This window comes from Aeromonas sp. MR16 (assembly GCF_022549315.1).
In the GTDB taxonomy this organism is placed as follows: Bacteria; Pseudomonadota; Gammaproteobacteria; order Enterobacterales; family Aeromonadaceae; genus Aeromonas; species Aeromonas aquatica.
On the sequence record NZ_JAKZFK010000010.1, the window covers coordinates 33,920 to 58,083 of the forward strand.

Below are 24,164 nucleotides of genomic sequence, written 5' to 3' on the forward strand. Positions count from 1 at the left end.
TTATATCGAAGGGGGGAGCTATTGGCATCCATCGACTGCCTTTTGGCCAATCTCTCTGTCATACTGGGCGCAGTTTGCAGGTATGTGAGACTCGGAACTCATGAGCAAGGACTCGTTCGCCCAATCTGCCGCCTATTTGAAACAGGCGGTTCCCCTGATGATCAAGTATCAAATTCCCACCACCCCGAACAATTACCACCTCTGGTACAGCTACGTCTCCGGCGACATGCCCGAGCTGAACGGCGCCATCGATCAGGCGGTCAAGTTGCAGGGTACCTGCTCTCTCACGACCTGTGAGCGGCTCTATCACCGGCACCTCGCCAGTCAGGATGAGCAGCAGATGGAGGCCATGAAGCTCAACCTGGCCGCCATGGCCAACGAGCTCGGTCACTCCATGCAGGATGCGCTGGTCGACACCGGCCAGTTCCAGGCGATGCTCGACAAGAGCTTCGACCGACTCAGCCTCATCGACGACGAGGGGCTGAGCCTGGATGACACCATGACCATACTGCGCGAGCTGGTGCGTGAGTCGCGGGACGTGCGCATGTCCACCATGCACTTTCGCAATCAGCTCAGCAGCGCCGAGAAGGAGATCAAGGAGCTGAAGGAGGCGCTGAGCGAAACCCGCAAGCTGGCCACCGAGGACGCTCTCACCGGCCTGCTGAACCGGCGCGCCTTCGATCTGGAGATGGACAGCCTGATCCGCAGCAAGCAGCCCTTCTCGCTGATCCTGGTGGACATCGACCGCTTCAAGAGCTTCAACGACGAATATGGCCACCTGCTGGGGGATCAAGTGCTGCGCATCTTCGGCAAGCGCCTGCGAGAAGCCAGCAAGGAGGGCATCACCGCCTATCGACTGGGGGGTGAAGAGTTTGCCCTGCTGGCGCCACGCCGCTCCCTGGCGTTGACCCGGCAGATGGCGGAGAGCCTGCGCCGGGCCATCGAGAAGATGTCGATCCTGGATCGCAAGTCAGGCCGCCGCATCGATCACATCACCGCCTCGTTCGGGGTCGGCGAATACAGTGGGCAGGAGGCGGCCGATACCCTGGTCGAGCGCACCGACAAGCTGCTCTACAAGGCCAAGGAGCTGGGCCGCAACCGGGTGATGCCGCTCCCGTCCTGACATCCATGCAGCAAAAAGGCCGGTCAATGACCGGCCTTTTTCATTCTGGCGATGCGTTTAGAGGCTCTTGAGCTTCTCTTCCGGCAAGGCCAGCTCGTCGTTGTGGTTGACCCCGATGCCGCGCTCCAGCACGTGACGTGCGATGGCGTGCGCCTCCTCCAGGGAGTGCATGCTGTAGGTGCCGCACTGATATTCGTTCAGCTCGGGGATCTTGGCCTGATCCTGCACGGTCAGCACATCGCTCATGGCAGCCTGCCAGGCGGCGCCGACACGGGCCTCGTCCGGCGCGCCGATCAGGCTCATGTAGAAGCCGGTACGGCAACCCATGGGGGAGATGTCGATGATCTCGACCCCGTTACCGTTCAAGTGATCCCGCATAAAGCCGGCGAACAGGTGCTCGAGGGTGTGAATGCCGCGCTCGGAGAGGATCTCCTGATTCGGCACGCAGAAACGCAGATCGAACACCGTGATGGTGTCCTTGTTCGGGGTCTGCATGGTCTTGGCCACGCGCACCGCAGGGGCTTCCATGCGGGTGTGGTCGACGGTAAAACTGTCCAATAACGGCATTTCTGACTCCTGATTGGTTACGAGAACCAGCCCCCGCTGGGGAGCCGATCCTTGCATTGTCGATACTGGGCGCCGTAGCGCTGGGCGCGGGCCTCCACCTTGTGGGAGACCTTCATCAGCCACCCCTTGGCGCGGTAGCTGCCACGCCGGTAACCGCCCCAGCCTTCGTGATAGTTGAGATACTGACCATAGGCATCCCACTTGGAGGTGCCGTTCAGCCGCTGGGCCTTGCTAGTGTACCAGCCCATAAAGTCGATGGCGTCGGCAAAGTCGTCGCGATCGCTCCAGCCGTTGCCGCTCTCCCGCTGGTAATCATCCCAGGTCTCATCCTTCACCTGGGCATAGCCATAGGCCGAGCTGGCGCGCCCGGTCGGGATGAAGAGGAAATAGTCCATCGGCGGCCGGGCATCGTGTACGAAGGAAGACTCCTGGTACATCATGGCCATCACCACGTGTACCGGCGTGCCCCAACGCTCGTTCATCCGCAACGCCGCCTTGTGCCACTCCGGCTTTTCCGTGAATATCTGGCACAGATTTTCCGGCTGGGCCGGCGGCCTGGTACTACAGGCGGTCAGACCCATCAGCAGGCCTGCCGCCACCATTAAACGTGTCCACATCAGCAAAATGCCATCTTCGTTCTCTTCTTCGTTACCAGGCTAATCCACCATATCAAATGGCGTCTTCGTTCTCTTCGCCGGTACGGATACGAATGACCCGCTCCACCTCGCAGACAAAAATCTTGCCATCACCGATCTTGCCGGTGCGGGCGGTGTTTTGGATCGCTTCTAGGCAGGCATCGAGATCCTCGTCCTGCACCACCAGCTCGACCTTTACCTTCGGCAGGAAATCCACCATGTATTCGGCGCCACGATAGAGCTCGGTATGCCCCTTCTGGCGGCCGAAGCCCTTGACTTCGGAGACTGTCATGCCGTTGATGCCAATCTCGGCCAGGGCCTCGCGCACATCGTCCAGCTTGAACGGTTTGATGATGGCTTCAATCTTCTTCATGGTGACTCCTTACCAGTTCTGTTTGCCAAACCCGGATGTGATGGGGTAACGGCGATCCTTACCAAAGTTGCGGGCCGTGATACGGGGCCCGACGGCGGCCTGACGGCGTTTGTATTCGTTGAGATCCACCAGCCGGATCACCTTGCGCACCACCATCTCCTCGAATCCTTCCGCCACCAGATCGGCGACCGAGGCATCCTCTTCCACATAGCGTTTGAGGATGGCATCCAGAATGTCATAGGGAGGGAGGCTGTCCTGATCCACCTGATCCGGCGCAAGTTCTGCCGAAGGGGGGCGGTCGATGACCCGCTGCGGGATCACATAATCGACGCTGTTGCGATATTCACACAGCTTGAAGACCAGGGTCTTGGGCACATCTTTGAGCACATCGAAGCCACCCGCCATGTCACCATACAGGGTGGCATAGCCCACGGCCATCTCGCTCTTGTTGCCGGTGGTCAGCACTATACGGCGGCGCTTGTTGGAGAGCGCCATCAAGAGCACACCACGACAGCGGGCCTGCAGGTTCTCTTCCGTGGTATCGCGGGCGGTGCCGGCAAACAGCGGCGCCAGCTGGGTCATGAAGCCTTCGAACATGGGTTCGATGGAGATGATGTCGAACTCGACACCCATCCGCTCGGCTTGCTCCTTGGCATCTTCCACGCTCATCTGAGCGGTATAGCGGAACGGCATCATCACCGCCTGCACCTTGTCCGCACCGATGGCATCGGCGGCGATGGCCAGGGTCAGGGCAGAGTCGATACCGCCGGAGAGACCCAGTACGGCACCCTGGAAGCCGTTCTTGGTGATGTAGTCGCGCACCGCCAGCACCAACGCCTGATAAATCTCGGCCAACGGCGCGAGGGAAGCGGCGGGCTCTTTCAGTTTCACCGGCTGAGCGTTTTCGAAGCGCACCAGCGCCAACTCTTCGGCGAAGGGGGCCAGCTTGTGGGTCAGCTCGCCCTGGCCGTTGAACACCTTGGAGCAGCCGTCGAAGATCAGCTCATCCTGACCACACACCTGATTGAGGTAGACCAGCGGTAAACCGGTCTGGGCGCAGCGCTCGGTCATCAGCTCATGACGGACCCAGGGCTTCTCCCGATCGTAGGGGGAGGCGTTGATGGTCAGCAGTAGCTCGGCGCCGGCCTCTTTAGTCGCCAATGCCGGACCCGGTTGCCACAGGTCTTCGCAGATAAGCAGCCCGAGCTGGTGACCACGGAAAGGCACGACGCAAGTCTCGGAACCCACGCTGAAGTAGCGCTTCTCGTCGAACACCCCGTAGTTGGGCAGATCCTGCTTGAAATAACGCGCGACCAGCTGGCCCCGCTCATAGAGGGATGCCGCGTTGTAGAGCGCCTCACCCTCACGCCAGGGATGCCCCACCAGGATGGCGCAATTGCCCTGCCAAGCCGTGATACGGGACAGCGCAGCCTCGACCCGGATCATCAGATCGGGGCGCAGCAGCAGGTCTTCCGGCGGATAACCGGTCAGCGCCAACTCGGAGCACACCAGCAGGTCGGCACCTTGCAGCTCTGCCTGGGCGGCCGCTGCCAGCACCTTGTCACAGTTATCTTCGATGGCGCCTACCGTCAGATTTAACTGGGCAAGCATCAGAGAGAGGGCTTTTGCCATGGCGATGCATCTTAAACTCGAAAATGATGGGGAATGATAAAGAAAAGGCGCTGGCTGTGCCAGCTCAACACTTGGGCTTTGCGCTGGAGTTCTGGCAGCCAAGAGATAAGATGTAACTAATCGAGGGAGACATTGCCATGGTCAAGGATGTGAAAGGATTCACCCTGCTTGAGCTGATGATTGCCGTCAGTCTGGGGGTCATCTTGCTCGGGATAGGGGCGCCGGCCATGTCGAGCCTGCTCAATGAGAACACGCTGCAGTTTGAATCCCGCACAGTCCTGAAGCACTTGCGCTTTGCTCGCAGTCAGGCTGTCGACAACCAGCAATCCGTTACCGCCTGCCTGGCCAATGCCAGCGATAACTGTGTTACGGCCAGTCCAACCCAGATCTTGATATTCGTCGATAACGATGGCAACAACGTCCTCAATAATGGGGAGCAGTTTCTGGCAAGAAGCCCGACATTCCCCAGATCACTGACCGCCTCCAACAACAGGATTTCCACTACCTTCAGCCCGGATGGCACCAGTTTGGTCACCAATGCCACCCTCAGCCTCTGCAGCCCAGGCAACGCCCAAATTAACTTGGTCATTGCCCCTTCGGGACGCACTACCCAGTCGACTCAAGCAAATATCTGCCCTTGAATGTCCCTGCTCACTACGCTCACTACCGTAGCTGGCTGGCATCTTGCTGCTGTCCCTCCTTTGACTGAAATTTGTTCTCTAGAGGTTGGCATTCCAGCAGCTTGAGTACCGGTTGCACAGCACCATTGATTTCGTATCCGCGCTGCTTGAACTTCTCCTGTACTGCCTTCTGGCTGCTATCTGTCACTGTGCCATGCAGTACGACTTTCTGCCCGTTAACCAGTTCCACATAGCACTTCATGTCATCCGCCAGCACAGGGCCTGATAATAAAAGACTGAGGCCCAACATCATCTTCAGCGATTTCATTGCACCTCTCCTTCATACAGGTAGATTTTCTTCGGCGACATATCCATCTCGGCTTCTTCCGCCCCCTGAGCACATTCACCACCACCGGTACAGCGCTCGGGTTCACCACTACCGTCGTCCTTGAGAATGACTTCTTCCCCTGCTCCGCCACCTATGATGCGTATTTTCGCATCATCACCCGCATGCACGACCAGGTCATCCGCCACCTTGTTTTGTACTTCGACATAGCGCTCTGGCGTTTCATTACCATCCAAATCGACCACGTAGCGGAAGGAACTGCCATAGTGCATATCCACCATGTATTGGCGCGCCGCCCCAATGGACTGAATGGTGCACTGCTGGAACGATTGCACCTGAGGCAGGAAGGAGGTGAAGTAGAGTTTGCCTTGTAGTACCACGCCAGCCCCCAGCGACTTCTCACCCTCTTCGTTCAACCAGTTGACCCAGCCTTTTGCACTGGTAATGCCAGCCTTGGTTGCCAGAATAGCGGCGCTGGTCGTCTGAGCAGCCAAGGGATCATTGGTCACATCGTAGAGCTCTGAAATCTGGATAGCCGATCTAGCGGGCGAAGTTGACGTACGGGGCATGACATCATAGTCACGCAACATGAAGTAACCGTTATGGACGGTTGACTCAGATGAAGGGCGATTTCGATCACCACTGCCTATCAGCACAGCATCAAAGGGACGATCCTGATAGGAATACGTTGTATTTCCCCCGACGACCGTTGCCGTCACTTGCTTGTTAATCGTGCGCACTACTATGGGTTGGGTAAAGAAACGACGGTCCTCTGCCTGGGTCGCATCCGATCCAAGACTGGCAAACTTGAATACCTTCCAGTCGGATTTAGTGGCAGAAGGAAGGTCCATCCGCCATATATTTCCTCCCGTATCCCCTACATAGATACGATCCGTCTTGTCATCACCATCACTATCCAAGGTTGCCACCGAACCTGGCATACTATCAACCATACCGGTTACCTGCAGGTTGGTACTCGAGGTAGCGGCAGGGGTTGCGCTGAACAGGAGTGCTCCCGTCGCAGCGTTCACGATGTATATCCCCCGACCCATGCTGTCATTCGCCCCCAGTCCCAGAGCGTTCTTGTTCGGATCATAACCACCGGTAAAAATCAGAACCGGATCTGTTACCCCTGGTACGAACGCGATCTCAGGCACTGACCATGTCAATCCCAACTCACTGAAGCCCGTCGTCTGCGAATTCAAACGCCATTTCAAGGTCGGGGTATTCGGACTCGATATATCGAAGGCATAGTAGGCCTTTCCCCCGCTTCTCAAGCCGGTAAATACCCAGACGAAGTCGCTTTCGGAAGCTTTCAATATACCGTTACGATTGGCGTCCTTGATGAGCGCCACGGGAGAGGAGTCAACACCATAAACATGCTCTGCTGACTCGGCGTTGGCACGCAGTGCCTCCTGATTGGCCAAAAACTCGTAGGGAATGGCAGCCCAGCTTTCATCGACGGTGTTACCCATGTCCTTGAACATATGCAGGAATCCGGCATTGGTGCCAAACACTATCCGCAAGTCGGGAGCATCTGTCATATTGCCGGACTGAGGACCATAGTTCAGCACCAGCGGGCGGGAGTGAAGAGGATCCCCCATAATATGAGAGCGGATCGTGGTCGAAGTATCGAAGTCTTCATCGTCGACATCCAACCCCTTGGTCCAGTCGATCAGTTTGTCGAGTTCGGCTGAATCGCTGGCTTTCATCCAGGTCATCAATGCCGCCTCTGTACCCGCCTGAGAAACCAAGTTCGCCTTGGTCAGGGTATCGAGCCGACTCTGACCATTGTTGATGACAAAAAGGTTGCGGTTACTCTTTGCCGCCAGCATATCCTGCGCACCGCCTTCCGCCACCTTGCTGCCATCTCTGGTCGATGACCAGAAAGTCTGGGCGCTGTCGAGTATGGTCCCATCAAATTTGATGGCTGGCAGATTGCGGCTATCAACAACATATCCCTTGGAGGAAAACATCAATTTCTTCAGATTGCCCCGCCACCTCGGACCGTCATCCGGTTCAAACATGGCATAGTAAATATTGTTGAGGCTCCGCGTGCGGTCGAAGTTATTACTGGCAATCGCCGGAGAAACCAGAGAGGTATTTATCCTGAGAATAGCGAGCAAAGAAGATTTTAATGCGTCTGTTAATGCTGACGCATTAGTGGCCGGATAATATACGCCGCCGCCACGACGGGCCGTTTCGGCCAGCAAGTTACCGGCGCCACTGATTGCCTCATCCCCAAAACCTACAGTAAAGGTGGTAACTGTTTGGGTTCCGGGGGAAACTGAATTAACATCCTTATGTTTCATATAGCCAGCCAGTGCGGCCAGATAGCTGGTTGGCTTGGTTCTGCCAGATCCATAGGCTACTGTCGTACCGTAAGCGGCCTTTTCATCAGTCGACAGTGTATTAATCAGTCCCTGTACAAAGGTATCTGACGCAGAGTCCTGAGTCGGCTCGCCATCGGTAATATAGATGACATAGCCATTATTTGAGCAATTATCATAGGGAGCCTGATAGGTACCACTCGGGCTCTCGGCTGTTGTATCTCTCGGGCTGCCTTGCAAACCATAAACAACGGCTTTGTTGCCGAAGAACTGGTATGCTTCCCGCAATGTCTCACAGAGTGGCGTATTAGTACTGGCCGTTAATCCTTCGACTCTGTCCAATAGATCTTGCTCCCCTGTTTTACCATTGCTCAATGTAATTTCACTGCCAAGGATATCCCTGATAATACGCCCGCCATTGTTATTCGTATCATCATTTCGGTTGAATATAGCCAAACCAAAATCTACTCCAGGGGTGGAGGAGATCAAGCCTTTTACTGCATCCTTGGCAATACGAAGCCGAGACTGTACTGAATAGCCGGTTGGACCATAATACCAACGAACATAATTAGCTGAATAAAGAGTCACAGCCGTATTACTTGCATTGACCGCATCTTTCGTAGCAGCGGTATAAAACCATGCTCCTTGGTTATTACTGGTTTTGTCCACTGGGTATCCTGTACCTACGGACCATGAACCTGTATAAGGGTTAGCAGAATTACTCGCTGTCACATCTTGTTTGCAATCAACAAGAGCTATGTTACTTTCTTGGTACCCACTTAGAGAATACCAAGCTCCACGTCCCCTTCCAGGAGGGGTACCATTATTAACTTCATAACTCCATACTTGAGACTGAAAATATCCAATATTTGACAATGGTGTTTTTGAGGTAGCGCAGGCGTTCAACTTATCGGGAAAACGTTTGGTACTGTTGATGGCAGGGATGCTACCGTCTGTGGAAAAATAAATATATTTTTTACTATTTCCAGAGTCAGGATCATTACTCAATGCAGGATAGACGGTGGCAGGATTATAGACCTCTTTAATCTGTTCCATTGTATCAGCCATACTGCCTGAATTATCAAAAATCAGCAAAACCTTGGGTCTAAAATCCCCAGCTTTGTTGAAGTCATAAATAAAAAGCTCGGTATCATCGGCTCTTGTTGCATTGGCGACCAGTATCAGGCTGGACCAGCACAAGACAATTCCAATTTGTCGTAACCACATATCCTTCGCTCCTATTTGGTGAGCAGTGGTTGTTCCACGCCTGCAACCCAGTTCAACTGACTCGCATATTTTCCATAATTCAAATTCGTCTGCAGCTCAACATATTTACATTTAGGAATAACATTGTTGCTGCTGGCTTCGACCTTACGTTTGCAAACGGTTTCAGTGCGGCTAATGAGGGTAACGCCAGTAGTACCGCTTGCCGCACTAGTACCGGTATCTGAACTAATATTCGCAATCCTTGTCGAAATATCGTTGCGTTGTAAAGCAGCTTCAATAATCCCTTCTAGTCGATGTTCTGCCTGCCGGAAGCTGGCGGCTGAACCCGCCATTTTCAGATCCTGTCCCGATGACTGCATCACCACCACCGCGATAAGAGTCAGAGGAACCAGAATAATCAGAGCCACGATCAGGGCCACACCCCGTTGGTTGTTCATGAGCCCCCTCCCATCACCGCCGGGTTGCGCAGTGATATGCTGGTTTCTAGTAATAACCGACGGAATCCATCACCATTAGCCGGTATCGATCTGTCACCGACCTGATAGACATTGTTATTCACATAGCTGTTCGATGGTTGCAGAGAACGCACAAGGATAAAAATCCGTACAGCCACTACTCTCCCTTCTCTCCACTCATTATCTGTTACATTTTGACTAGCCAAATAGCTATCAATAACACCATCTTGAACCAAGCTGTTATCCACTCCCAATAAAATCTGCAAGCTTTCTATTCCAGAAGCGATAGCTAGAGAGCAATCATTAGGGGCGCTACAATTAGATAATGAATCATCATTATTTGTAACTCCATCAGATACAGTAAGGTATCTTTTTCTCAAAGTAGGAATATTGCCACCTGACACATAGTAAATAAAATGCTGGTACTCCCAGAGGTGACTGGCTGTAATAGCACTTCCAATCGTATCTCCACTCTTAAACAACTCTGCGGAGTCAGTTGTTGTTGCTAAATAAAATCTATTTGAACCAGATATTTTACTAGTGGCATCGGCGGCCCTTGCCGTAGCGGTCCCCGTAGGCTTTGGACTAATATCAAAAGAAAGCCCTATAAGCCTTTTAATACTAATAATGTTTGTCCTAGCAACACGGCTAGCAATTGGAATACATGCAAATGCCCCCCCTGTTATTGCTTTAGTATCATTTACCCACCCAACCCAAAGCGGACGCACAGCCAAACTAGAGCTTGTTGGTAAACTACCTTGCCCTCGCTCATCCAAGCAGTCCTTTGAACTTGTCAATGAGGCTCCAGTATTAATTTTTACCCCGCCTGAAGCAGTGATTAGGGGAGACCCCGTATAATCCCCCCAGAAGCCGGCCCATTTCAGATCCTGAGTCAGGAGGCGCATGGCGATGCGGCCGTTCTCCTGCAACTCGCTCTGATCGAACGCATCCTCTGTGGTCGCACGGGATGCCACAAAGACACTAAGACCACCGCCGACCAGAAAGACACCGATCAACATGGCGATCAGCCACTCGATCAGGGTAAAGCCATGGGCTTTCATAATGTGGTCGTCAGTACAAACTGACGCCTCTGACGATCTGTTACCGTACTCAGTCCACAGCTGTTTTGCACTGCAGCTGCTGCGCTTGCCCCATCAAACAGGGACTGACGGCCACGCCAGAAAATCCCCACCGTCAGGCTGTTATTAACCCCCCGGATCACGCAGCCGGTGGGGGCTTGCAGGGAGGATACCGAGCCGGAGACAGCGGTCCCCAGCAGGGAGCGTTGCCAATAGTAGAGATCGAGCGCTTGTCGATCGCTGCGACTGCAACCCGACATGGTGCCATCGACGTTGGCGCAGTTCGGCATACTCAATATCGCGTTACCGGATACGACGGTCGTTCCTTGGGCAGACCAGCTGTCTTTGTTGATCCGGGCACGCTCCACCAGATCGTTGGCCAGCCAGCTGGCAATGGTGCGCTGGCGTGCCTCATAACCAGCAAACTTGGCCGTCGCCTGCATAGCCACCAGGCCAAGCAGACCAAAGGAGAGCACCACCGCCGCGATCATTACTTCCAGCAGGCTGAATCCAGTTTGATTAAAACGGCGATTCAGTTTCATTGGTTAATCCCAGCAGGCGTTGTTGGTGGTATTGCCAAGCCGGGTGGCACTGCGGGTTCCGTTCTGATCGATGGAGAAAATAATGCAATCGCTATCAGAACCTTGTGCTCCTGAGGCCGTTGCAAACATGGTAAATGTATTGCCGGCAGCCGAGATCACCAGATGATAAAAACCAGAATCTGAGTTATCGGAGATATTCAGCGCAGCACTAGATGCAGCATATTGGTTGAAGTCCATAAAAAAGGTTTCTTGTCTGTTGGCAGCATCCAACAGCATTTTTTTGGCTTCAACACGGTGGCTGGTCAGCAGATAGCGTTGATAGGAGGGATAGGCAATAGCACCAAGAATCGCCACAATTGCGACGACAATCATCAATTCAATAAGAGAAAAGCCTCGATAGAGCCCAATCATATCCCATCCTTGGTGACTGGTGGTCTTGACAGTCTAATGCCGGATAGGTCGCAACAACAAATCCGGCATCAGAAACATCGCACTTTATTCTTAGGCCATCCTGGCCACATTTAAATAATTCTAAGCTCGGGCGGTACCTCGAACACGACGTTTTCTTCACGCCCCGGGTGCTCTGTCACTATCTTGCCGCCCAGCTCACGCAGGCGGGCGATGACGTTCTGTACCAGGATGTCGGGGGCAGAAGCGCCTGCCGTCACGCCAATGCGCAGAACCCCTTCCAACCACTGCGGCTCTATCATGGAGGCGTCGTCGATAAGGTAAGCACGCGCTCCCACCTTCTCGGCCAGCTCCCGCAGGCGATTGGAGTTGGAGGAGTTGCGCGAACCGACCACCAGCATGGCATCCACCAGTCCCGCCATCTCCCGTACCGCATCCTGACGGTTCTGGGTGGCGTAGCAGATGTCGTCCTTGCGCGGCCCCTGGATCCTGGGGAAGTGCTTGCGCAGGGCATCGATGACGTCCGAGGTTTCATCCACGCTCAGGGTAGTCTGGGTGACGAAGCAGAGGTCGTCCGGGTTCTTCACACTGAGCTTGGCCACGTCCTCGGGCGTCTCCACCAGATACATCCCCCCCTCGCGGTTCTCGTACTGACCCATGGTGCCGATCACCTCGGGGTGGCCGGCGTGGCCGATGAGCACGGCCTCGGATCCCTTGCGGCTGGCACGGTGGACTTCCATATGCACCTTGGTCACCAGCGGGCAGGTGGCATCGAACACCTTGAGGGCGCGGGACTTGGCCATCTCACGCACCGACTTGGCGACGCCGTGAGCGGAGAAGATAACGATGCTGTCGTCCGGCACCTCGTCCAACTCCTCGACGAACACGGCGCCCGCTTCTTTGAGCTTGTTCACCACATAGCGGTTGTGCACTACTTCGTGGCGCACATAGATGGGGGCACCAAACTTCTCCAACGCGCTCTCGACGATGCTGATGGCACGATCGACACCAGCACAAAAGCCGCGTGGATTGGCGAGTAGAATATCCATCAGATCACCTCGCTCATATTAATGACACGATCGATGCCAACACGACAGAAGCCACGGGGGTAAGCCTGCAGGATATCCATCAGTGCACCTTCTCCTCGTCATCGACGGCCAAGATCTCCACCTCGAAGGTGACGGTATGACCGGCCAGCGGGTGATTGAAATCGACCGTCACCGACATCCCTTCCACCGCCCGGATGATGCCGGGCAGCTCGCTGCCATTGGGCTGATCGAAGACCATGATGGTGCCGACCTTGGGTTCCACATCGGCGCCGAACTTGGCGCGATCCAGATGGTAGATGTTGTCCGGATTGGAGAGGCCGAAGGCCTGCTCCGGGCTCAAGGTGAAACTCTTGGCTTCACCCTGCTGCAGGCCCAGCAAGCACTGTTCGAAGCTGTCGGTCAGGCTACCATCCCCCATCCGCAGGCGGGCCGGCTTGCCGTGCAGCGCCGTGCTGTCGGCAACCGAACCATCTTCCAGCTTGATGGAAAAGTGAAACAGCACGCTGCTGTCAGCGCCGATGATCTGGCTCATGCCGTCTCTTCCTTCTTTTTCTCACTGCGAAAGCCTTCCAGCACTATCATGGCGGCGCCGATGAAGATGAAGCTGTCGGCCAGGTTGAACGCCGGCCAATGGGCGCGCTGCCAGTAGAAGTCGAGGAAGTCGACCACGTGACCAAGCACCAGCCGATCGAACACGTTACCAAGGGCCCCGCCGATGATCAGGGAGTAGGCGATGCCACTCCAGCGCTGGGTGACAGACTGCTTGCGCAACCAGTGAATCAGCAGGCCACAGATGGCAAACGCCAGCACCGCGAAGAACCAGCGCTGCCAGCCCCCCTGATCGGCCAGGAAGCTGAATGCCGCCCCCTTGTTGTAGACGTGCACCAGGTTGAAGAAGGGGGTGATCTCCACCCCCGGGTAGCCAAACGGCAGCAGCTTGACCACGGCGAGCTTGCTCCCCTGATCCAGCACGAAGGTCAGCACCGCCAGCCACAGCCAACGCAGGCCCGTTTTGTTATGAATAGCGTTATGAGTCATGTTCATCAGGCAAATTGACGCGTTTCGCCGTCACCCTCGACGTTGGTGACGCAGCGGCCACAGATCTCTTCGTGACCCTTGATGGTGCCCACGTCTTCCACATGGTGCCAGCAACGATCGCACTTGGCGGCGGCAGACTGAGCCACGCTCAGCCACAGATCGTCGCGCTCGGTGGCGACGGCGCCTTCCGGCGCCGCATCAGCGACCACCACCTTGGCCTTGGAGGTGAGCAGCACGAAGCGCAGCTCATCGGCCAGGGCGTTCAGGCGGGTCGCCAGTGCCGGTTTGGCGAACAGGGTCAGCTCGGCCTGCAGGGAGCCGCCGATGCGCTTCTCACCACGGGCCGCTTCCAGCGCCTTGTTGACCTCACCCCGCACGGTCAGGATCTCGGCCCAGAAGGCATCGCCCATCTGCTCGCCGGCATCCAGCCCGAACAGGCCGTCATACCACTCCTCGGTGAACACGAACTCGCCGCGCTCGCCCGGCAGCAGTGCCCAGATCTCGTCGGCGGTGAAGCTCATGATGGGTGCCATCCAGCGCACCATGGCCTCGACGATGTGATAGAGCGCGGTCTGGCAGGAACGACGGGCCAGGCTGTCGGCCTTGGCGGTGTACTGACGGTCCTTGATCACGTCCAGGTAGAAGGAGCCCATCTCGATGGAGCAGAACTGCATCAGCTTCTGGGTCACACCGTGGAAGTTGTACTCGTCGAACGCGGTCACGATCTCGGCCTGTACCGCCTTGGCACGACCCACGGCCCAACGATCCACCACCACCATGTCGGCCGGAGCCACCATGTCGGTCGCCGGATTGAAGCCGTTCAGGTTCGCCAGCAGGAAGCGGGCGGTGTTGCGGATGCGACGATAGGCATCGGCGGAGCGCTTGAGGATCTCGTCGGAGACTGTCATCTCACCGGTGTAGTCGGTGCTGGCAACCCACAGCCGCAGGATGTCGGCGCCGAGCTTGTTCATCACGTCCTGCGGGCTGACCACGTTGCCGATGGACTTGGACATCTTGCGGCCCTGACCATCCACGGTGAAACCGTGGGTCAGCACCTGGTTGTAGGGGGCCTTGTTCTTCATGGCCACGCCGATCATCAGGGAGGACATGAACCAGCCACGGTGCTGGTCGGAGCCTTCCAGATACATGTCGGCCGACTTGCCGTTGAACTCGGGGCGGGCATCCACTACTGAGGAGTGGGTCGAACCTGAGTCGAACCAGACGTCCAGGGTATCGGGCACCTTGTCGTACAAGTCGGCGTCGCTGCCAAGCAGCTCGGCCTTGTCCAGATCCCACCAGGCCTGGATGCCAGACTGCTCGACCCGCTTGGCGACTTCGTGCATCAGGCGCACGGATTCCGGGTGCAACTGCTGGGTCTCCTTGTGAACGAACAGGGAGATGGGCACACCCCAGGTGCGCTGACGGGAGATGCACCAGTCAGGGCGGTTCTCGACCATGGCCTGGATACGGTTCTTGCCCCAGGCCGGCACCCAGCCGCTCTGGCCATGCTGGGCGATGCCATCGGTCTCGATGCGCTCGATCTCGGCAAGAGCCTGCTTGCGAAGCCCCTTCTGCTCCATGCTGATGAACCACTGCGGGGTGGCACGGAAGATGATCGGAGTCTTGTGACGCCAGCAATGCGGATAGGAGTGGTTGAACACCTTGTGGTGCAGCAGGGCGCCACGCTCGGTCAACACCTCGACGACGGAAGCATTGGCCTTGAACACGTGCTGACCGGCGAACAGTTCCGTATCCGGCAGGTAAACGCCGTTGCTGCCCACCGGGTTAGCCACTTCCAGGCCGTATTTCTGGCCGACAACGAAGTCTTCCTGGCCGTGGCCAGGGGCGGTGTGTACCGCGCCGGTACCGGCATCCAGGGTGACGTGCTCACCCAGGACGATGGGCACATCGAAGCTGTAGAAGGGGTGGTTGAAGCGCAGCAGATCGAGTGCCGCACCCTTGGCATAGCCCAGGTTGTGGAACTGATCGAAGCCGGCGCGGTCCATCACGTCCTTGACCAGATCGGCGGCCAGGATCAGGCGCTCGGGATGATCCCCGTCGACCTGCACCAGGGCGTAGTCCAGATCCGCGTGCAGGGCGACGGCACGGTTGGCCGGCAGGGTCCAGGGCGTGGTGGTCCAGATCACCACGGAGAGCGGGCCGCGGCCGGTGTGGCCCTCGGCGCAATCAAACTTGGCGGCAACCGCAGCCTCGTCGACGGCCTTGAAGCGCACGTCGATGGAGGGGGAGTTCTTGTCGTAGTACTCCACCTCGGCCTCGGCCAGGGCGGAGCCACAGTCAGTACACCAGTGCACCGGCTTGGAGCCCTTGTGCAGGTGGCCATTCTCGACGATCTTGGCCATGGAGCGAATGATGTTCGCCTCTGTGCCAAAGTCCATGGTCAGGTAAGGCTTGTCCCAGTCACCCAGCACCCCAAGACGGATGAAGTCGGTCTTCTGCGCTTCGATCTGGGTCTTGGCATATTTGCGGCACTCGGCGCGGAACTCGGCGGCAGAGACCTTCACACCAGGCTTGCCGACGAGCCCCTCGACCTTAAGCTCGATGGGCAGACCATGGCAATCCCAGCCCGGTACATAGGGGGAATCGAAACCGGAGAGGCCCTTGGACTTGATGATGATGTCTTTGAGGATCTTGTTGACCGAGTGACCGATGTGAATGCTGCCGTTCGCGTAGGGAGGGCCGTCATGCAGAATGAACGAAGGCTTGCCCGCTTTGGCGCGGCGAATAGCGCCGTAAAGATCCTGATCGTACCAACGCTTCAGCATGTTGGGTTCGCGCTTGGCCAGATCGCCACGCATCGGAAACTCGGTTTCCGGCAGATTCAGGGTGTGTTTATAGTCGCTCATCAGTCCTGGGTTCCCTTCTTTGCTAAAAGAGTGCTGGGTAAATTGAATGGTGGCAGCCCGAACCAGGCTCGGGCCGCCAGAGCATCTCGTTCGATCTGCTCTTTCAAGGCGGTGAAAGAGGCAAATTTCTGCTCTTCGCGCAGCTTGTGGCGAAGCAGCACCTTGACCTGCTGACCATATAGATCACCAGAAAAATCAAATAAATGTACTTCCAATCTGGCTTGTGTGCCGCTCAAGGTCGGCCGTACGCCCACGTTGGCAACGCCGGGGAAGGTCTTGCCGGAACATAACACTTCCACCGCGAACACGCCACCGACCGGGATCACCTGCCGCTTGAGGGCCAGATTGGCAGTGGGAAAACCTATGGTACGGCCCAGCTTGTCGCCGTGGGCGACCCGACCGCTGATGGCGTAGGGGCGGCCAAGCATCAGCTCCACCTCCGCCATCCGGCCCGCCTTCAGGGCCTCGCGCACCAAGGTGCTGCTGATCCGCTGACGTTCGATCTGGAAGCTTTGAGTGCTGATTACCTCGAAACCGTAGCGGCGTCCCGCCGCTTCCAGCAGGTGGAAGTCCCCTTCCCGGCCGCGGCCGAAGCGAAAATCATCCCCCACCACCAGATAGTGCACGCCGAGTTTTTCCACCAACAGCTGCTCGATGAAGGCGTTGGCCGTCTGCTCGGCGAAACGATGGGTGAAGTGCACGCACAGCATGCGATCGATCCGCATCCCCCTGAGCGCCTCGTACTTCTCACGCCAGCGGCTGAGGCGAGCAGGGGCATCAGCCCCGGCAAACAGCTCAAGGGGCTGGGGTTCGAACAGCATGACGCAGGCGGGCAGGCCCAGCTCGGTGGCTTTTTCCTGCAGCCGAGCCAGCACAGCGTGGTGTCCCTGATGAACCCCATCGAAGTTACCTATGGTCAATACACAGCCCCGATGACGGGGCTTGATATTGTGAATTCCGCGAATAAGCTCCATCAGTGCCTTGTGCGTTGCTGCCGGGAAATCGGCGGATTATATATCAGGCGGCAGGCAGGGTCAGCCCTCCCCACCCGATTTCAGGTATCTTGCTCAAATGCCGACGCCAGCGATCCCGCACGAAACAGCAGGATCAGTCCTGCTGCTGACCCGATTTCAGGTGACTCGGCCGAATGCCAAGCACCAGCAGGACTATCCCGTACAGGGCCCCGCCGAGGCAGAGCAGCAGAGTCAGCTCCAGGCTGGCCTTGCCCATGCTCCAAGCCCCCCATTGGGCGAGATCCGGCGAGAGGTACGCAAGCAGGCCCCCCATCAGCAGGGTCGCCGCCAGCAACTTGAGGCAAAACACCCCGGTCTCGCGGGACGGCCGGTAGACCTTCTGCTCATAGAGTCCCTTGAACAGCAGGGCCGCGTTCAGGGTGCCGGAGCAGGCGGTGGCGAGCGCCAGCCCCACATAGCCGAGCGGATAGATGAAGATGAGGTTGCACACCATGTTGGCCACCATGGCCATCACCCCGATCCGCACCGGGGTTCGGGTGTCCTGGCGGGCGTAGTAACCGGGGGCCAGCACCTTGATCAACATCAGGGAGAGCAGGCCCGTGGTGGAGGCCAGCAGGCTGGCGCTGGACATGCTGACCTCGTGCAGGCCGAACTCCCCGCGCATGAACAGCACCCGCAGGATGGGCTCGCGCAACACGGCGATCCCCACCATGGCGGGCAGGCCCAGCAGCATCACCATCCGCACCCCCCAGTCCATGGTGCGGGAGAAGTCGGCGGGATCCGCATCCACGTGCTTCTTCGCCAGTGCCGGCAGGATCACCGTGCTGATGGCGACCGCAAACAGGCCTAGCGGGAACTCCAGCAGCCGATCCGAGTAATAGAGGTAGCTGATAGCACCGGTCGCCAGGAAAGAGGCGAGCATGGTGTTGATCAGCAAGTTGATCTGGCTGACCGAAACGCCAAACAGCGCCGGGATCATCAGTGTGCGGATCTTGACGACCCCGGGGTGATGCCAACCCCACTTGGGCCACACCAGCATGTTCATCTGGCGCAGGAAAGGATACTGGAACAGGAACTGCACCAGCCCCCCGAGGAAGACCCCGATCGCCAGCGCGATTTCGGGATTGTCCATCAAGGGCGCTATCCACCAGGCGGCCGCAATCATGGTGAGGTTGAGGAACACCGGAGTAAAGGAAGAGACGGCGAAGCGGCCGTAGGTGTTGAGGATGGCCCCCGCCATGGCGGTAAAGGTAATGAACCAGAGATAGGGGAAGGTGATCTTGAGCATCAGGCTGGCCAGCTCGAACTTCTCGGCCGCCGGGCCGCCATGCAGCCAGTCCCAGAACCAGCCCCAGCCAAACAGGGCGGTCAATACCCCCGAGCCCAGTACCCCGAGCAGGGTGACGACGGTGACTATGCCACCCAGGGTCCCCGCCACCGCAGCCAGCAATTCACGCACCTCATCCTCATTACCCTTCTTCTTGTACTCCGTCATCACCGGCACAAAAGCCTGGTTGAAGGCCCCTTCGGCGAACAGGCGACGCAGGAAGTTGGGAATGCGGTTGGCGAAGAAGAAGACGTCTGCGGCCATCCCGGCGCCGAGCAAGTTGGCGATGACCACATCGCGAACCAAGCCCATCACACGGGACGCCAGCGTCATTGCGGACACTATCATGCCGGATTTGATCAATTTCTTACTCAAGACGAAGCCTCTGGAACTGTCAGAATGGAAAGAATGCTGGTAGAATCGGCCGACAGTTTAACCGCCTCCCAACTGACACACCACCGGGGGGCGGTGTTTATTTGCACAAATCATTTGACAATATGTGGTTGGGAGGGCATATTTCCGGGCCTTTTCAATACACTCGCTAAGACAGTTTTAGGAGTTTTACCTTGGCTAATATCAAATCTGCTAAGAAGCGCGCGATTCAGTCAGAGAAACGTCGTCAACACAACGCCAGCCGTCGTTCCATGACCCGTACCTATCTGAAGAAAGTAATTGCTGCCATCGCTTCTGGCGACAAGGCTGCTGCCACTGCCGCTTTCGCTGTTGCCCAGCCGATCATGGATCGTATGGCTACCAAAGGCCTGATCCACAAGAACAAAGCTGCTCGTCACAAGAGCCGCCTGTCTGCCCAGATCAAAGCTATGGCTTAAGCAGCTTCGGCTGTATAAAGCTCAAAAAACCGGCCCTAGGGCCGGTTTTTTATTTCTCTGCGCTGCAGTAAAGCCTGTGCAGCAGCCCTATCATTTCGCGCACCTCATGGCTGCGCAGCGAATAGTAGACCGTCTGGGCCTCCTTTCGCGTCGTCACCAGCTCATCGCGCCGCAGCACCGCCAAATGTTGTGACAGGGCCGATTGGCTCAACCTGAGCACCTCGTTAATTTCCCCCACCGAGAGCTCCCGCTCCAGCAACTGACACAGAATGAACAAGCGCCGTTCATTGGCCAGCGCCTTGAGCAGAGTCACCGCGCGCCCGGCATTCGCCTCCATCTCTTCCAGCTGCATCTCATTCCCTCTCCTGCAAGGCAGGCATAATACCCCCTTGCCCCTTCCATTTAAAACGACAGGGGCGCCGGCTGGATAGCGGTAAAATCCTCCTGCCCGGCAAACAAGAAGGAGAAATCGCTCTCGCACACCCGTTTCACCGCAGGATGTTGGATCATGCGCTCGGCAAAGATGACGTAATACTCTTCCATCAGATCCTGGGTTTCCCCCAGCAGCATGACTCCCTCTCCCTCCAGGATCTCCTCCCGATAGATGGTCGGCGCCATGAAGATGCCCTGATTGAAGAAGCCGAATGCCTTCATCAGCGCCGCATCGTCGAACTCCCCCAGGATGCTGGGAGAGATACCCTGCTGCTCGAACCAGTGGGTCAGCTGGCGGCCCATGGCGGTGCGGCGGCCGGGAATGAGCAGCTTGCGCTCCTCCAGACAGGCGGGGAACGGCAGCGAAGGCAGGGGCGCTTTGCAGAAGAAGCTGACACCGCAGCCACCGAGCCGCTTGGAGAGTAGGCCCGCATGCTGGCTGGAATCCACCGGGCAGTCGGAGAGGATCATGTCGAGCTTGTGCTCGCTCAGTTGCTCCAGCAGCAGCTCGTGGGTCGATTCGAAGCAGCGCAGGTGGATGGAACCGTCGTTGGGGATGACCGAGAGCAATACCCGGCTGGCGAGGCGTTTGGAGAGCGCATCGGCGATGCCGACGTCGAACAGGATCTGGCTCTCCTTGCGGTAGTTGACGATATCCAGCATCTCGTAGGAGAGGCTGAACATCTTGTCGGCATAGCGGAATACCAACTGGCCGAGCTCGGTGGCCTCGAGGGAACGCCCCTTGCGCATCAGCAACTTGCCACCGAGCCGCTGCTCCAGCAGCTTGATCTGGCCGGTGACCGTCTGCGGAGTCAAGAAGAGGGCTTCCGCCGCTTGCGTGACGGAGCCCTTCTTCTGCGTCATCCAAAAGTAATAGAGATGATTGTAATTAAGGTGTGACATCCGATGGGGTTCCCGCGCCAGGCGGGCTCCGGTAGCAGCTGAGTTCAACCGCCAGAATGTCATACATGTCGCTGATCGAGTCAACCTTGTTCGCATCGAACTGCGCCTGCAGGCTGAGCTTGAGTGCAGCCGGCTCCGGCATCCGCTCCCCGCAATAGCGCTTGTTGGACTTCTTGACCCGCTCCCCGGCCCGGCTGCTCAGGGCCCGCTCGGCAAAGGTCTCACCGAACCTGGCCTTGGCTTGCTGCTCCCCCAGCATCAGGGCGCCGTCGACCACCCCGTTGAGATAAGCCGAGCAGCCGGCCGAGGCCGCATCCTGCTGGCAATCCGTCAGGCTGCCCGCCCAGAGCGCCGGGCTCGCCAGCATGATCAACCATCCCAGTCCTCTCATAACCCCTCCGTGCTCTGATCCGCCTCCCGGTTGGGCAGCGACATCCGCAGGGCGAGATAACCGACCACGGCCGCCAGGCTGGATCCCACCAGGATCCCGAGGCGTGAGTAACTGCCGTAATCCAATCCGCCATGCTCGAACGCCAGCGATGCGATGAACATCGACATGGTAAAGCCGATGCCGCACAGGATGCTGACCGCAAATATCTGCTTGAAGTTGACCCCGCTCGGCAGTTGGGCGATACCCAGCTTCACCGCCAGCCAGCTGATGGTGAATACCCCGAGCGGCTTGCCGATGAAGAGCCCCAGCATGATGCCGAGCGGCACCGGGCTCAGCAGGGCCGACAGACCGATCCCGTCCAGCGACACCCCGGCGTTGGCAAAGGCAAACAGCGGCAGGATCAGGTAGGCGCACCAGGGATGCAGCACATGCTCCAGATGCTTGAGCGGCGACGCATAGCGCTTGCCGTTAAGCGGGATCATGAAGCCCAGCACCACGCCCGCAAGGGTCGCATGGACACCGGATTTGAGCACCGCCACCCAGAGCACCAGGCCGACCAGCATGTAGAGGCCGATCCTGTCCTCGCCACGGCGATTCATCCACAGCAGGGTCAGGATCGCCAGGATGCCGACCGCCAGTGCCGTCAGCGACAGCTGCTGGGTATAGAAGAGGGCGATGATGATGATGACCCCGAGGTCATCCATGATGGCCAGCGCCAGCAGGAACACCTTCAGGCTCACCGGTACCCGCTTGCCCAGCAGCGCCATCACCCCGAGGGCGAAGGCGATGTCGGTCGCGGCCGGAATGGCCCAACCAGCGCGGGCGACGTCGTCCGAGTAGTTGAAGAAGGCGTAGATCAGCGCCGGTGCCAGCATGCCGCCCACCGCGGCAATGGCCGGGAAGGTCGCCTGCACCCGGGACGAGAGCGCCCCCTCCAGCATCTCACGCTTGACCTCCAGCCCGACTAGCAGGAAGAAGATCGCCATGAAGCCATCGTTGATCCAGAGCAGCAACGGCTTGTCGATGTCGAGGGCGGCGATGCGCACCTGCACGGGCGTATCCAGGAAGGCCCGATAGTGATCAGCCAGGGCCGAGTTGGCCAAGCCAATGGCCAACAAGGCCGCCAGGATCAGAATAATTCCGGAGGCTGACTCCAGCTTGAGAAATCTCTTGATTACGTCGCTCATGATCTGACTACCCATAAAATTGCATTTTTTTCAGTCTAGAGCGGGAGTGAGTTAATGAAAAATCGTTTCTAACTGCCATTAACAACGAGAAAACCGAAAGCAAAAATAAAGCCATCTGCTATAAGCATGTTTTCACATGCCTTTTCCCAGCCATCTCTTCATTCATGAAAATGCATAAATATTTTATTTGGTGCGTAAAAAAGGCGCCCTGAGGCGCCTTTCGAACAGATGCATTCGAACCCTGTCTCGATGTCGGATGGCGCTCCCACTCAGGGAATAGCTCGCCACCGACGCGAAAGCCCGGATCAGATGGCGACGGGCGCCTTGATGCCGGGATGGGGATCGTAGCCCTGGATCTCGAAGTCCTCGAAGCGGTAGTCGAAGATGGAGTCAGGCTTGCGCTTGATCACCAACTGCGGCAAGGGGCGCGGCTCGCGGGAGAGCTGCAGCGCGGTCTGCTCCATGTGGTTCGAATAGAGATGCACGTCGCCGCCGGTCCAGACGAAGTCACCCACCGCCAGATCACACTGCTGGGCCACCATGTGGGTCAGCAGTGCGTAGCTCGCGATGTTGAACGGCAGGCCGAGGAATTTTATGCAACATAAAAACTGCACAAAACACCATCTACACTGAACCTGACACCACAAAACCAATTGTGCAAAAGAAAAATTGCACACTTCGGGAGCTATGATCTCCATTTCAGGGGGGCCATTGTGCAAAATCAGCTGGCACTGTTCCCAAGAGAATGAAGGATAGAAGTGACGCACCAATACAGCGACTTGAAAACTACATGACCTGCAAATGCTGGACATCTGGGGTCATGTAGTTGAAATCGACTTATATATAGAAGGGATGACATTAACGGACTGACGCGGAACTCCCCAACGCCCTCATCACCTCCTCCACGGCTGCCAACCGTCCTCGTAAGCACCGAAACTCCTGACTGGTGTGCCTGAGCACATTCTCAATGGTCGTCTCTAGCTCGGGGAAGTCTGCCCGTAGCTCACTGTATTCGGCGAACGTAGCTTGGTACTCCTGGATCTCAAATCGATAAGCACGTGCCTTGGCCTCTAGATCATCCAGTCCCTTTCGCACCTCATCCCTCACTTCCACTACTGGCATTTGCTCGACCTGAGTAACTGGAACCTCTGGGCCTAGTAGATCTTCCCGAAAGGTAACCTCATCAAACATCGGTGTTTTAACGTAATTTGGGCGCAACCATTTATTGCCAACATCTCGCCTATTCAGGAGACCCATACCGACCAACTTGTTCAAGTGGCGGTATATGAGGCCGTAGCGTTTCTGTTGTGATAGGCGTTCAATCTTGTCACCAAATACAGCGATTACGCACTCCTGTGCAGTGAAATCGTTCAGCTGCAATCGAATGAGTGCTGTGTAGAGTGCGGTTGGCAGCCACACAGTCTGGGAGCCCATAAGTAATCCTCAGTCTCGAACGACAATCATTAGTAGGGATCTAAATTCGATTGCGGATTATAGTCCGTGGTCGTAAGCCAGACAACCAGAGATAGTGCTCGCCTGAGAGAGGCGAAGCATGCAAGATCTAGCAAAAAAATTTGGCATTTTAGTTCGTGGAAAAAGGCTTCAAGCGGGTGTGTCCCAAGACTCGCTTGCGTTACTGGCAGATATTGATAGAAGTTACCTTGGTCGCATTGAGCGAGGAGAAGTGAATGTCACACTTGAGAAAGTCTATCGCCTTTCCGAGGTATTAGGTTGTGACATAGAAGATTTACTGCCCTAAATAAATATCACTGAAAACATACCGCAGTGCTGTTGATTTTCAGCTCGCGCACGACTACAACGGACAAGCA

At 56.9% G+C, this 24,164-nt stretch carries 25 protein-coding genes and 1 pseudogene; 4 read left to right on the top strand and 22 right to left on the bottom strand.

Annotation, left to right across the window (positions count from 1 at the left end):
- Positions 1 to 100 precede the first annotated feature (100 nt).
- Positions 101 to 1,123 carry a GGDEF domain-containing protein gene (locus tag MM194_RS09590; protein WP_033131870.1) on the top strand — a complete coding sequence of 341 codons (1,023 nt, stop codon included), beginning with the start codon at positions 101 to 103 and terminating at the stop codon, positions 1,121 to 1,123.
- Between the two features lie 57 nt (positions 1,124 to 1,180).
- Here MM194_RS09590 and luxS read toward each other — a convergent pair whose 3' ends face one another.
- Genes luxS through MM194_RS09610 form a run of 4 tightly spaced genes read right to left on the bottom strand, consistent with a single transcriptional unit; the run spans position 1,181 to position 4,330 of the window.
- Positions 1,181 to 1,690 carry an S-ribosylhomocysteine lyase gene (luxS, locus tag MM194_RS09595; protein ID WP_005340462.1) on the bottom strand — a complete coding sequence of 170 codons (510 nt, stop codon included), beginning with the start codon at positions 1,688 to 1,690 and terminating at the stop codon, positions 1,181 to 1,183.
- 17 nt (positions 1,691 to 1,707) lie between these two features.
- Entirely contained in the window at positions 1,708 to 2,307 is a 600-nt protein-coding gene (locus MM194_RS09600) for a hypothetical protein (RefSeq protein WP_241343447.1), read from the bottom strand.
- Positions 2,308 to 2,359: 52 nt separating this feature from the next.
- A complete protein-coding gene (gene glnB / locus MM194_RS09605) occupies positions 2,360 to 2,698 on the bottom strand; it encodes a nitrogen regulatory protein P-II (protein WP_005308848.1) in 339 nt (112 codons plus the stop codon).
- 9 nt (positions 2,699 to 2,707) lie between these two features.
- Positions 2,708 to 4,330 (bottom strand): NAD+ synthase, encoded by a 1,623-nt coding sequence (locus MM194_RS09610; RefSeq protein ID WP_241343448.1) that lies wholly within the window; start codon positions 4,328 to 4,330, stop codon positions 2,708 to 2,710.
- Between the two features lie 137 nt (positions 4,331 to 4,467).
- Between MM194_RS09610 and MM194_RS09615 the strand changes: the two genes are divergently transcribed.
- Positions 4,468 to 4,971 (top strand): GspH/FimT family pseudopilin, encoded by a 504-nt coding sequence (locus tag MM194_RS09615; protein ID WP_033130092.1) that lies wholly within the window; start codon positions 4,468 to 4,470, stop codon positions 4,969 to 4,971.
- A 22-nt stretch (positions 4,972 to 4,993) separates the two neighbouring features.
- On the opposite strand, the gene MM194_RS09620 is transcribed toward MM194_RS09615, so the two are convergent.
- From MM194_RS09620 to murJ, 12 genes are all read right to left on the bottom strand, one after another.
- A complete protein-coding gene (locus tag MM194_RS09620; RefSeq protein ID WP_241343449.1) occupies positions 4,994 to 5,278 on the bottom strand; it encodes a TapY2 family type IVa secretion system protein in 285 nt (94 codons plus the stop codon).
- Entirely contained in the window at positions 5,275 to 8,853 is a 3,579-nt protein-coding gene (locus tag MM194_RS09625) for a PilC/PilY family type IV pilus protein (protein WP_241343450.1), read from the bottom strand. The genes MM194_RS09620 and MM194_RS09625 overlap by 4 nt, the downstream gene beginning before the upstream one ends.
- 11 nt (positions 8,854 to 8,864) lie before the next feature.
- The gene (gene tppD, locus MM194_RS09630; RefSeq protein WP_241343451.1) at positions 8,865 to 9,290 is read right to left on the bottom strand and encodes a type IVa pilus pseudopilin TppD; all 426 of its coding nucleotides are present in this window, start codon (positions 9,288 to 9,290) and stop codon (positions 8,865 to 8,867) included.
- Positions 9,287 to 10,369: a PilW family protein gene (locus MM194_RS09635; RefSeq protein WP_241343452.1), complete on the bottom strand. Its 1,083-nt coding sequence runs from the start codon at positions 10,367 to 10,369 to the stop codon at positions 9,287 to 9,289. The genes tppD and MM194_RS09635 overlap by 4 nt, the downstream gene beginning before the upstream one ends.
- Positions 10,366 to 10,929 (bottom strand): type IV pilus modification protein PilV, encoded by a 564-nt coding sequence (gene pilV, locus MM194_RS09640; protein ID WP_033129179.1) that lies wholly within the window; start codon positions 10,927 to 10,929, stop codon positions 10,366 to 10,368. Before pilV ends, MM194_RS09635 begins: the two co-directional genes overlap by 4 nt.
- Before the next feature lie 3 nt (positions 10,930 to 10,932).
- A complete protein-coding gene (gene tppA / locus MM194_RS09645) occupies positions 10,933 to 11,340 on the bottom strand; it encodes a type IVa pilus pseudopilin TppA (protein ID WP_033129180.1) in 408 nt (135 codons plus the stop codon).
- 110 nt (positions 11,341 to 11,450) lie between these two features.
- Complete coding sequence (gene ispH / locus MM194_RS09650) at positions 11,451 to 12,386, bottom strand: 4-hydroxy-3-methylbut-2-enyl diphosphate reductase (RefSeq protein ID WP_033129181.1); 936 nt, start codon at positions 12,384 to 12,386, stop codon at positions 11,451 to 11,453.
- 79 nt (positions 12,387 to 12,465) lie between these two features.
- Entirely contained in the window at positions 12,466 to 12,918 is a 453-nt protein-coding gene (fkpB, locus tag MM194_RS09655) for an FKBP-type peptidyl-prolyl cis-trans isomerase (protein WP_033129182.1), read from the bottom strand.
- Positions 12,915 to 13,430 (bottom strand): signal peptidase II, encoded by a 516-nt coding sequence (lspA, locus tag MM194_RS09660; RefSeq protein ID WP_033129183.1) that lies wholly within the window; start codon positions 13,428 to 13,430, stop codon positions 12,915 to 12,917. Before lspA ends, fkpB begins: the two co-directional genes overlap by 4 nt.
- The gene (ileS, locus tag MM194_RS09665; RefSeq protein WP_241343453.1) at positions 13,430 to 16,291 is read right to left on the bottom strand and encodes an isoleucine--tRNA ligase; all 2,862 of its coding nucleotides are present in this window, start codon (positions 16,289 to 16,291) and stop codon (positions 13,430 to 13,432) included. Before ileS ends, lspA begins: the two co-directional genes overlap by 1 nt.
- The gene (ribF, locus tag MM194_RS09670; protein WP_033129185.1) at positions 16,291 to 17,265 is read right to left on the bottom strand and encodes a bifunctional riboflavin kinase/FAD synthetase; all 975 of its coding nucleotides are present in this window, start codon (positions 17,263 to 17,265) and stop codon (positions 16,291 to 16,293) included. The genes ileS and ribF overlap by 1 nt, the downstream gene beginning before the upstream one ends.
- Positions 17,266 to 17,398: 133 nt before the next feature.
- The gene (gene murJ, locus MM194_RS09675; protein WP_241343454.1) at positions 17,399 to 18,967 is read right to left on the bottom strand and encodes a murein biosynthesis integral membrane protein MurJ; all 1,569 of its coding nucleotides are present in this window, start codon (positions 18,965 to 18,967) and stop codon (positions 17,399 to 17,401) included.
- A gap of 191 nt (positions 18,968 to 19,158) precedes the next feature.
- On the opposite strand from murJ, the gene rpsT reads away from it, so the two are divergent.
- A complete protein-coding gene (gene rpsT / locus MM194_RS09680) occupies positions 19,159 to 19,422 on the top strand; it encodes a 30S ribosomal protein S20 (protein WP_033129187.1) in 264 nt (87 codons plus the stop codon).
- Positions 19,423 to 19,471: 49 nt separating this feature from the next.
- On the opposite strand, the gene MM194_RS09685 is transcribed toward rpsT, so the two are convergent.
- The 6 genes and pseudogenes from MM194_RS09685 to MM194_RS09710 form a co-directional block, all read right to left on the bottom strand.
- Positions 19,472 to 19,774, bottom strand: a complete 303-nt coding sequence (locus MM194_RS09685) for a metalloregulator ArsR/SmtB family transcription factor (RefSeq protein ID WP_033129188.1) — start codon at positions 19,772 to 19,774, stop codon at positions 19,472 to 19,474.
- 50 nt (positions 19,775 to 19,824) lie between these two features.
- Entirely contained in the window at positions 19,825 to 20,757 is a 933-nt protein-coding gene (gene nhaR, locus MM194_RS09690; protein WP_033129189.1) for a transcriptional activator NhaR, read from the bottom strand.
- Complete coding sequence (locus MM194_RS09695; protein WP_241343505.1) at positions 20,744 to 21,124, bottom strand: hypothetical protein; 381 nt, start codon at positions 21,122 to 21,124, stop codon at positions 20,744 to 20,746. Before MM194_RS09695 ends, nhaR begins: the two co-directional genes overlap by 14 nt.
- A gap of 20 nt (positions 21,125 to 21,144) precedes the next feature.
- The gene (nhaA, locus tag MM194_RS09700; RefSeq protein WP_033129242.1) at positions 21,145 to 22,335 is read right to left on the bottom strand and encodes a Na+/H+ antiporter NhaA; all 1,191 of its coding nucleotides are present in this window, start codon (positions 22,333 to 22,335) and stop codon (positions 21,145 to 21,147) included.
- Between the two features lie 305 nt (positions 22,336 to 22,640).
- Positions 22,641 to 22,925 (bottom strand): annotated as a pseudogene (gene thyA, locus MM194_RS09705) (thymidylate synthase); the annotation flags it as partial.
- A gap of 268 nt (positions 22,926 to 23,193) precedes the next feature.
- Complete coding sequence (locus tag MM194_RS09710; RefSeq protein WP_241343455.1) at positions 23,194 to 23,769, bottom strand: hypothetical protein; 576 nt, start codon at positions 23,767 to 23,769, stop codon at positions 23,194 to 23,196.
- 118 nt (positions 23,770 to 23,887) lie between these two features.
- On the opposite strand from MM194_RS09710, the gene MM194_RS09715 reads away from it, so the two are divergent.
- Complete coding sequence (locus tag MM194_RS09715) at positions 23,888 to 24,094, top strand: helix-turn-helix transcriptional regulator (RefSeq protein ID WP_098984637.1); 207 nt, start codon at positions 23,888 to 23,890, stop codon at positions 24,092 to 24,094.
- Positions 24,095 to 24,164: the final 70 nt, after the last annotated feature.